Below are 9,712 nucleotides of genomic sequence, written 5' to 3' on the forward strand. Positions count from 1 at the left end.
TCTCGTCCTCCAGTCGCATTTTTCGGGGGCGTTTGCGCCGCCCCTCATCCGGCTGCCGCCACCTTCTCCCCGTATAGAGACGGGGAGAAGGGAGCTTGCCGCAGCCTCGGCGCTCTTTCAGCAACGCCCGCAAATTGGCGAAACCATTGATGACAGCGTCCTTCTCCCCGTCACTATACGGGGAGAAGTGCCCGGCGGGGCGATGAGGGGCGGCGCGACTTTTTCCAGTTAAGCTGATGTATTGACGAACACTGCCGCAAGCGGTGAACGCGCCACCACCGGCGACGACTGGATGATTGCGGTGTTGGTCATCGCAAACGGAATGATGCGGTCGATCACCCGTTCGAGTTCGGCCACCGAGCCGACATGCGCCAGCGCGATGAAACAGTCCTCGCCGGTCACCCGATCGCACTGGGCGATTTCCGGCAAGTCGCGGATGATCTCGGCGACCGCAGCCAACTGCCCGGGCACCGGCCTGATCCGCAGCCATGCCGACAGCTTCATGCCGAGCGCGGCCGGGTTGATCCGCACAGTATAGGCCTCGATCACGCCGCTCTCCTGCAGCCGCTTGATGCGCTCGGCCACGCTCGGCGCCGACAGGCCGACCGAGCGCGCCAGTTCGGCGGTGCTGGTGCGCGCATCCTTTTCCAGCAGGCGCAGGATTTTCAGATCCGCCGCATCCAGATCAGCATTTTCGTTTCGAATGCGTTTCAGGGAAAACTCCTTTGTTCAGGAGAATAAACGATCTCTTTGATTGGCCATTGCCCATATAAACAGGTAAATCTGCCTGCGATAATGAGCCTATGGATGATCAAGCGCAAGCCCCAGTTGCTATCCCTGCCCTCGCCGGCTCTGCCTTTGGCAAGCTGGCGACATCGCTGCCGCCGCATGTCTGGTTCGGTGTCAGCGCTGTGTTTCATTATCTCGGGCCGGCTTTCGCCGTGCTGCTTTTCCCGCATGTCGGCGTGCTTGGCATGGCCTGGCTGCGCATCGTCACCGCCGCCCTTGTCTTTGCGCCGCTGACCCGGCCGTGGACGGCCTTCGCCCGCGCCGACCGGCCGACACGGCTGCTGCTTCTCGCCTTCGGCGCCTGCCTCGGCGTGATGAATTGCTCCTTCTACCTGGCACTCGACCGCTTGCCGATCTCGCTGGTCGCGGCGATCGAATTCGTCGGCACCATCGGCGTTGCGCTGATCGGCGTCAGAAGCCGGCGCAACCTCGCAGCGCTTGCCGTTGCCGTCACCGGCACCTTGCTGCTGATCGACGTCAAATGGTCAAGCGACCCGATCGGGCTGTTCTGGGCTTTCCTCAACGGCGCGCTGTTCGTCGGCTACATCGTGCTTGGCCATCGCGTTGCCCGCGCCGGCGCTGGCGACGGCATCGCCGGCCTGGGCGCTGCCATGGCGGTCGCCTGCCTCATCGTGCTGCCGATCGGCTTCACCGATGCGCTGCCGGCTTTCTCGGCGCCGCCACTGCTCATCGCCGCCATCGGCGTCGGCATCTGCTCCTCGGTCATCCCCTATATCTGCGACCAGCTTGCCATGTCGCGGCTGCCGCGATCGAGCTTCGCGCTGATGCTGTCGTTGCTGCCGGTCACCGCCACGCTGATCGGCGTCATTGTGCTCCGCCAGATACCCAGCCCAACCGATTGCATCGGCATCGCGCTGGTGGTGGCCGGCGTCGCTTTTCACAAACCGGCAAATGCCTGATCAGGCAAGCTTCTCCTTGAGAAAGGCGATCGTCCGGCCCCAGGCGAGGTCCGCCGCGTTCTTGTCGTAGCGAGCCGCCGACGTGTCATTGTTGAAGGCATGATTGGCGCCTTCATAGACATGGATCGTGTACTCGACTTCAGCTGCATCGAGCTCCTTCCTGAAGGCGTCGATACCGGCATTGATGCGGGTGTCGAGCCCGGCATAATGCAGCAGCAGCGCCGCCTTGATCTTCGGCACATCCTCGGCCTTCGGCTGCATGCCGTAATAGGCGACAGCGGCAGCCAGATCCGGCGCATTGGCAGCCAGTGTGTTCACCGTGGCGCCGCCCCAGCAGAAGCCGACCGCGCCGACCTTGCCGTTGCCGTCCTCGCTGCCCCTGAGGAAAGCGACCGCTGCGACCGCATTGGCAGTGGTTTGCGCCGGATCGAGCTTGGAAAACTGCTCGCGCGCCTTGTCTTCGTCGGCCGGCGTGCCGCCGAACGGCGACAGGAAATCCGGGGCGAGCGCAACGAAGCCTTCCAGCGCCACGCGCCGCGTCAGATCGCGTATATGCGGGTTGAGCCCCCTGTTCTCATGCACGACGATGACGGTGCCGAGCTTGCCGGACTGGCCGGCCGGCTTGACCAGATAGCCCTTCATCTCGCCACCGCTGCCGGGATAGCTGATGTCCTCGCCGGTCACGCGTGAATCGTCCTCGGCAACAATCGCCGCCCGGGCTGAATTCGCCGCCAGCAGCGGCGCGATTGCGGCGGCCGCCGCACCTGATCCGGCAAGCCTGGTCAATTGTTCCATGAAGCGCCGCCGGTCGAGCGTCAGATGCGTGTATTCGTCATAGGCGTCGATCATAGCCTGGGTAATGGCGGGTCTGTTGACGGCGGGGTTGGCAGGGCTCGGTTTTGTCATGGCGCTCTCCTCGGCTTCGGGAACATGTCCGCCGCGCAAGATAGGGTAGAAGCCCGCACGGTCCAGTCACGGATCGGTGAGGCGCTGCTGACGCAAGCGCAGGTCCGCCAGACCGGCGGCTGGTCCAGGATGACACCGTTCGACTGGTGCGCTGTCCCACTTTCTCCGATCCGCCGTGCCTGTCGAGCAGGCCGGCGCTATGGCTGGCGTGCCATAGGATTTGCAACTCCCCCGCCTGGACAGAGAACAAAACGGAGACACTTCTGGCCTTTCGCTGCCGAATCACTACATTCGGGGGAGATGTCCGGCTTTTCGGAAGATATGCCTTTTTTTGATGAACCGAACGCGCGGCCCGTGGCCCCGTCGGGCATTGCTGCGCGCGCCATGGCTGCCCGCAGCGGCCATGCCGATGCACCCGATTATCTGAACGGGCTCAACCCCGAGCAGCGGCTGGCGGTAGAAACCACCGAGGGTCCGGTGCTGGTGCTGGCCGGCGCCGGCACAGGCAAGACGCGCGTGCTGACCACCCGCATCGCTCACATCCTCGCCACCGGCAAGGCCTTCCCGTCGCAGATCCTCGCCGTCACCTTCACCAACAAGGCGGCGCGCGAGATGAAGCAGCGCATCGGCCTGCTGATCGGCGAAGGCAATGTCGAAGGCATGCCGTGGCTCGGCACCTTCCACTCGATTGGAGTGAAGCTGCTGCGCCGCCACGCCGAACTTGCCGGGCTCAGATCCGACTTCACCATTCTCGACACCGACGACGTCGTGCGCCTGATCAAGCAGCTCATCCAGGCCGAAGGACTGGACGACAAACGCTGGCCGGCCAAGCAGTTCGCCCAGATGATCGACGGCTGGAAGAACAAGGGGCTTGGCCCCGCCGAGATTGCCGAGGGCGACGCCCGCGCCTTCGCCAACGGCAAGGGGCGTGAACTCTACAAGGCTTATCAGGAGCGGCTGAAGACGCTGAACGCCTGCGACTTCGGCGATCTCCTGTGCCACCCGATCCGTATCTTCCGCGCCAATCCGGACGTGCTGAAGGAATACCACAAGCGCTTCCGCTACATCCTTGTCGACGAGTACCAGGACACCAACACCGCCCAGTACATGTGGCTGCGGCTGCTGGCGCAGCGGCCGAATGCCAAGCCGATCTCCCCCCTTGAGGGGGAGATGTCCGGCAGGACAGAGGGGGGTGCCTCGCGCCGACAGGCTGGAGGGACAGCGCCCCCCTCTGTCGCCTCCGGCGACATCTCCCCCTCTAGGGGGGAGATTGGGCGCTCTTCATCCGAAGGCCGAGCTAGGTCCACCATAAACATCTGCTGCGTCGGCGACGACGACCAGTCGATCTATGGCTGGCGCGGCGCCGAAGTCGACAACATCCTGCGCTTCGACAAGGATTTCCCCGGCGCCACGATCATCCGGCTGGAACGCAACTACCGCTCCACCGCGCACATCCTCGGCACCGCCTCCCACCTCATCGCCCACAATGAAAGCCGCTTCGGCAAGACGCTGTTCACCGAAAAGATCGCCGAGGATGACGAGAAGGTGCATGTCCATGCCGCCTGGGATTCCGAGGAAGAGGCCCGCGCTGTTGGCGAAACCATCGAGGCCTACCAGCGGCAGAAGCACAATCTCAACGACATGGCCATTCTTGTCCGCGCGTCCTTCCAGATGCGCGAGTTCGAGGACCGCTTCGTCACCCTCGGCCTCAACTACCGCGTCATCGGCGGCCCGCGCTTTTACGAGCGCCTCGAAATCCGCGACGCGCTGGCCTTCTTCCGCGTCGTCGCGCAAGGCGCAGACGACCTCGCCTTCGAGCGCATCGTCAACGTGCCGAAGCGCGGGCTGGGCGAAGCCACCATCCGCCAGATCCACGACACCGCCAGGGCGCTGCGCATCCCGATGCTGGAGGCTGCGGAAAAACTCGCTGAGAGCGACGAGCTGAAGCCAAAGCCGCGCGCAGCGTTGCGCCAGGTTGCCGCCAATTTCGAGCGCTGGCAAAAGGCGCTGGAGACCACGCCGCACACCGAGCTGGCCGAGACCATCCTGGAGGAGAGCGGCTACACCGACATGTGGAAGAACGACCGCTCGGTAGAAGCGCCCGGCCGGCTGGAAAACCTCAAGGAACTGATCCGCTCCATGGAGGAGTACGAATCGCTGCGCTCCTTCCTCGAACATGTAGCGCTGGTGATGGATGCCGAGCAGAACGCCGAGCTCGACGCCGTCAACATCATGACGCTGCATTCGGCCAAGGGCCTCGAATTCGAGACGGTTTTTCTGCCCGGCTGGGAGGAGGGACTGTTCCCGCATCAGCGCGCGCTCGACGAGGGCGGCCGCTCCGGGCTGGAGGAAGAGCGGCGGCTGGCCTATGTCGGGCTGACCCGCGCCAAGAAGAACCTGCATTTGTGGTTCGTCTCCAACCGCCGCATCCACGGCCTGTGGCAATCGACGATCCCGTCGCGCTTCCTCGATGAATTGCCGGAAGCCCATGTCGAGGTCGCCGAGAGCGGCAACTCCTATGGCGGCTACGGCAATGCCTATGGCGGCGGCTCCTTCGCCTCCGGACGGGGCGGCCAGGCGGCAGGACGGCAGAATCCTTACGGCGCTTCGCGCTTCGACAATGTCGGCGCAGAAAAATCCGGCGCCTTCTCCAGCACCTATGCAACGCCGGGCTGGCAGCGCGCGCAGCAGAACCGCACCGAGGCGACCGACCGCAACTGGGGCTCGCGCTCCGGCCACCAGGTCGAGCGCATCGGCTATGGCGAGACCGACAGTGGCTATGGCGCCGGCCGTACCTCGATCAAGGGCCGCACCATCGACGGCGAACTGGTCGCCAAATCCGTTGCCGACAAGCCGTCGGCCTTCAGCGTCGGCGACCGCGTCTTCCACCAGAAATTCGGCAACGGCAACATTGCCGCCATCGACGGCAACAAGCTGACCATCGACTTCGACAAGGCCGGCCAGAAACGCGTGCTGGACGGGTTTGTCACCGGGGTGTGAGTCTCCCCCTCACCGATACCGCGCCTGGTTCCATTTGTGACCGAGCAGCGACAGGATGATGATCAGCCCGTTGAAGAACTGGACATAGAAGCCGCTCAGGCCTGCCGCGACGACGCCGGTCTGGATGAACGACACGGTGACGGCGCCGATGGCGCCGCCGACCACGGTACCGACGCCGCCCCAGGTCGGCGTGCCGCCAACGAACACCGATGCCAGCACCGGCAGCAAATAGCCGTCGCCGGCCGTCGGCCACCAGGTGAAGTTGATCATCACCGAGAAGGTGCCGGCGATCGCCGCCCCGATGCCGACGAAGACGAACACTTTCACCCGCACGCGCTTGACGTCGATGCCCATCTGCTGGGCGCTGTCGGGATTGTCGCCGACCACCTTCACCTGCGCGCCGAAGCGATGCCTGTTGTAGAGCAGCGCCGACAGCACGACGAAGCCGATGGCCCAGAAGATCTGCACCGGGATGCCGTAGAGCTGGCTGGAGAAGATCTTGTACGCCCAGCTGTCGACAAGGCTGGTCAGCGCCGTCGACCTGCCTTCGTTGATGATCTGGATCAGGCCGCGCAGCAGGAAGTTCATGCCGAGGGTGGCGATCAGCGACGACAGCCCGCCATAGACGACCAGCGACCCGACCAGGAAGCCGAGCAACGTGCCCGTTGCAATGGCGGCGGCGATGCCGAGAAACGGGTCGTAGCCGGCCTGCACGACCAGCGCGAACACCCATGAGGCAAAACCCATCGTCGCCGGAAACGACAGGTCGATGTCGCCGCAGGTTACGACGAAGACCAGCGGCACCACCACGAACAGCGCAACCGGCAGCGTGGTGAGCACGGAACTGTAGAGATACCAGGTGGTGAAGACGGTCGGGTTGGCGATCATGAACACCGTCATCATCACCACGAACACGGCAAGCGTGCCGAGTGCGGCGCGGTTGTCGAGGATGAAGCCGCGCATCCAGTGATCGGATGGGTGTTTCCACTCTTTCCGGGGATTGCCGGGACGGGAGATGCCTGCGGACGGCTCGTGCAGATCGGGCTCCATCGTCTTGCTCATCGTGCTCTCTGCTCCGGGTCGCCGGCGTCGTGCAGTCCCGGCAATCCACCCGGATGCGCGACGTCTTCCATGAAGTTGATGAGGTCTTCGGCCGACTTGACCTGGCTGCGGTCGGCGGTGAGCGCGACCTTGCCGCGGTCCAGCACGACGAATCGATCGGCGATGTCGAAGACGTGGTGGATGTTGTGGCCGATGAACAGGATCGACCGTCCGCTCGCCCGCACCTGGCGCACGAAATGGAAGACCTTGGCGGTCTCGGTCAGCGACAGCGCCGTCGTCGGCTCGTCGAGGATGATCAGGTCGGCCTGCTTGTAGATTGCCCGCGCGATCGCCACGCCCTGGCGTTCGCCGCCGGAAAGCTGGCCGACGATCGATTGCGGCGTGAACACTTTCGAGGTGAAGCCGATCTCGCGCATCAGCCGGCTCGCCTCCTCGATTTCCTTGTTGACCTTCAGCCAGCCGAGAAAGCCGGTGAGTTCGCGGCCCATGAAGATGTTGCGCACGATCGTCTGCTGCACGGCCAGCGCCCGGTCCTGGAATACCGTCTCGATGCCGGCGTCGCGCGAGCGCGCGGCGCTCCAGCCGGTCACCGGCTGGCCGCGGATGAGGATCTCGCCGCTGGTCGGTTTGACCACGCCGGAGAGGATCTTGATCAGCGTCGACTTGCCGGCGCCGTTGTCGCCGATCAGGCCGACCACCTCGCCGCGGTCGACGCTGAGATTGACCCCACCCAGCGCATAGACCTGACCGTAGGACTTGCTGATGTCGCGCAGCTCTATAAGGCGTTCTGCCATGGCGATCCTCGCTTGGTTCCGGCTGCGGTCGCAAGACCGGCAGCCGTGTCAAAAGGTCAGCGCAGCGCCTGCTTGGCGAGCTCGGCGACGATCTCGTAATTGTCAGGCGTGACGAAGCCGGCGCCGGTGTCGACATTCATTGGCGCCAGGCCCAGCACCACCTGCTGGCAGAGGCTGAGGATCGGCAGATAACCCTGCAGGAACGGCTGCTGGTCGGCCGTCAGCTGGACCCAGCCGCCCTTGAAGCCCTCGACGATCTGCGGGCTGGTGTCGAAGCCGAAATTGAAGATATCGCCAGCCTTCCTGCCCGCCGCCTGCATGTAGGTCGGGACGTTGCCCAGCATCTGTCCGCCGGGATAGCCAACCGCCTTGACATCGGGATTGTTGAGGAGTGCTGCGGTAATCACCGGAATGGCCAGATTAGGGTCGGAAGCCCATTCGCCGCTCGGCAGCGAAGAGAGCTGGATGACCTCGACGCCCGCCTCTTTCAGGGCGGCGACCGTGCCGCGCTCGCGCGCGCCGCGGCTCTCGTTCTCGAACGGGCCGATCATGATCGCCTTGTCGCCGGCCTTGAGCCCGGCCAGCTTGAACGCCTCGGCGCCGAGCGCGCGGCCCTGCTCTTCCTGCTGGGCGCCGACATAGCCGCCGCCGAACGCTGCCGTGACCTTCGGCACCGGCACGTTCTGGTACATCATCCTGATGCCGTCCTTGTGCGCCTGTTCGGCCAGCGGCATGATCGAAGCATCGCCCGGGTGGCCCATCATGGCGATGCCGCCGGGCTTGACCGCGACGGCCTCGCGCAATTGCTGCACCATCTTCTCGACATCCCACTGGGAGAAGATGTAGTCGACCTTCGGCCCAAGATCGGCCTCGGCCTGCTTGGCGCCATTGTAGACGATGGTGCCGAAGGCGTCGCCCTCGGCGCCGCCGACGAAGAAGCGGATGTGGACGTCCTTGCACCACTGGGCATCGAGCGCCTGGGCAGGCAAGGTGGAGATTGCGGCGGCGAGCGCCGTGGCGACCGCCATGACGGTCGAGCGCAGAACTGTCCTTCTCATCGTGATGCTCATGCACTTATCCTCCCTTTGTTCCCTCGCAAGCCGAGGGGTCTTCGACGAATGCTTCGGCTTCTCGCCGCAATGCTTCGCTGGCCGGCTCCCTGCTTGATGCATGTCGTTGCCGCAAAACCGCTGCACACCATTGGGTCAGGCCCGAGGGCATGCTTTTGCGCGACATGCATTAGCCTCACGCCGGGTTCGGCAGATACGTCGCACCTCCCCGGCATTGCTTGAGGTAGTCCAGCGCCCGCACTTGCCCGGTAATCTCAAGGTCGCCGCGATAGACCGGGTCGTGCCAGCCCTCGATGTCGATGGCGCCCCTGTATCCGGCCAGCCGCAATTCGCTGATCACCCGCGTCCAGTCGCTGTCGCCGAAGCCAGGCGTGCGCATTTGCACGAACGGCAGCCGGCCGAACACGCCATGCTCGCGGATCACGTCCCAGCGCACCGTCGCGTCCTTGCCGTGGACATGAAAAATGCGCGGCGCCCATTTGCGGATCTGCGGGATCGGATCGATCAGGTAGACGAGTTGGTGGCAGGGCTCCCATTCCAGGCCGAGATTGTCATCGGGCAATTCATTGAACATCAGCTCCCAGGCGTCCGGATTATGGGCGATGTTCCAGTCTCCATCGGCCCAGTTGCCGTCCATCGCGCAATTCTCGAAGGCGATGCGCACGCCCTTGTCGGCGGCGCGCCGGGCCAGTGGTCCCCAGACCTCGCGGAAGCGCGGCAGGCTGTCGGGCAGCGGCTTGCCGCGGAGGCGGCCGGTGAAGCCGCTGACCATCGCGGTGCCGAACAGATGCGCATGGTCGATGGCCGTTTCCCAGGCGTCAAGCACGCCGCGATCGACATCGCCGCTTTCCAGCGGATTGCCGAAGACGCCGAGCGAGGAGACGACGACGTCGGCGTCGCCGATCGCCTCGCGGATCTGGCCGGCCAGCCGTGGAAGATCCTTGCCGCCCAGCGTCTGCCAGAAGAAGGGCTGGATGCTTTCGAAGCCGAGCGGCAGGATCGCCTTGATATAGGCGGCCGGGTCATCGAGATTGGCCCGCACCATGGTGCCGATCCTGATGTCGAGAAGCGGGTTTGGCATCGTCACCCTTCCCAGAGCAAGATGAGGTTAGTTTTGGTCATTCTGCCGGTGATGGTTTGGGACAAGGTCGAGGGGTCTGGCGAAGGGCGT

8 protein-coding genes and 1 pseudogene are annotated in these 9,712 nt (G+C 64.5%); 3 read left to right on the top strand and 6 right to left on the bottom strand.

Annotated features, from left to right (window positions below; translation table 11 throughout):
* A pseudogene (locus AC0L2A_RS35290) lies at positions 1–232 on the top strand (hypothetical protein); the annotation flags it as partial.
* Here the strand turns inward: AC0L2A_RS35290 and AC0L2A_RS35295 are convergent.
* The gene (locus AC0L2A_RS35295) at positions 229–714 is read right to left on the bottom strand and encodes an Lrp/AsnC family transcriptional regulator (protein WP_128180780.1); all 486 of its coding nucleotides are present in this window, start codon (positions 712–714) and stop codon (positions 229–231) included. The pseudogene AC0L2A_RS35290 and the gene AC0L2A_RS35295 sit on opposite strands and share 4 nt — an antisense overlap.
* An 89-nt stretch (positions 715–803) precedes the next feature.
* Here AC0L2A_RS35295 and AC0L2A_RS35300 point away from each other — a divergent pair, with 89 nt between their 5' ends.
* Complete coding sequence (locus tag AC0L2A_RS35300; protein ID WP_473612812.1) at positions 804–1,709, top strand: EamA family transporter; 906 nt, start codon at positions 804–806, stop codon at positions 1,707–1,709.
* Here the strand turns inward: AC0L2A_RS35300 and AC0L2A_RS35305 are convergent, their stop codons facing one another.
* Positions 1,710–2,615 carry a dienelactone hydrolase family protein gene (locus AC0L2A_RS35305; RefSeq protein WP_473612814.1) on the bottom strand — a complete coding sequence of 302 codons (906 nt, stop codon included), beginning with the start codon at positions 2,613–2,615 and terminating at the stop codon, positions 1,710–1,712.
* A 300-nt stretch (positions 2,616–2,915) separates the two neighbouring features.
* On the opposite strand from AC0L2A_RS35305, the gene AC0L2A_RS35310 reads away from it, so the two are divergent.
* On the top strand, positions 2,916–5,615 hold the full coding sequence (locus tag AC0L2A_RS35310) for an ATP-dependent helicase (protein ID WP_473612815.1): 2,700 nt from the start codon (positions 2,916–2,918) through the stop codon (positions 5,613–5,615).
* 9 nt (positions 5,616–5,624) lie between these two features.
* On the opposite strand, the gene AC0L2A_RS35315 is transcribed toward AC0L2A_RS35310, so the two are convergent.
* The 4 genes from AC0L2A_RS35315 to AC0L2A_RS35330 form a co-directional block, all read right to left on the bottom strand.
* Positions 5,625–6,677, bottom strand: coding sequence for an ABC transporter permease (locus tag AC0L2A_RS35315; protein ID WP_473612816.1), 1,053 nt, complete (start codon positions 6,675–6,677; stop codon positions 5,625–5,627).
* Positions 6,674–7,471: an ATP-binding cassette domain-containing protein gene (locus AC0L2A_RS35320; protein WP_077383235.1), complete on the bottom strand. Its 798-nt coding sequence runs from the start codon at positions 7,469–7,471 to the stop codon at positions 6,674–6,676. Before AC0L2A_RS35320 ends, AC0L2A_RS35315 begins: the two co-directional genes overlap by 4 nt.
* Before the next feature lie 56 nt (positions 7,472–7,527).
* Positions 7,528–8,541, bottom strand: a complete 1,014-nt coding sequence (locus AC0L2A_RS35325; protein ID WP_473612818.1) for a substrate-binding domain-containing protein — start codon at positions 8,539–8,541, stop codon at positions 7,528–7,530.
* A gap of 175 nt (positions 8,542–8,716) precedes the next feature.
* A complete protein-coding gene (locus tag AC0L2A_RS35330) occupies positions 8,717–9,622 on the bottom strand; it encodes a sugar phosphate isomerase/epimerase family protein (RefSeq protein WP_208602508.1) in 906 nt (301 codons plus the stop codon).
* Positions 9,623–9,712 lie beyond the last annotated feature (90 nt).

The organism is Mesorhizobium sp. WSM4844 (assembly GCF_055811775.1).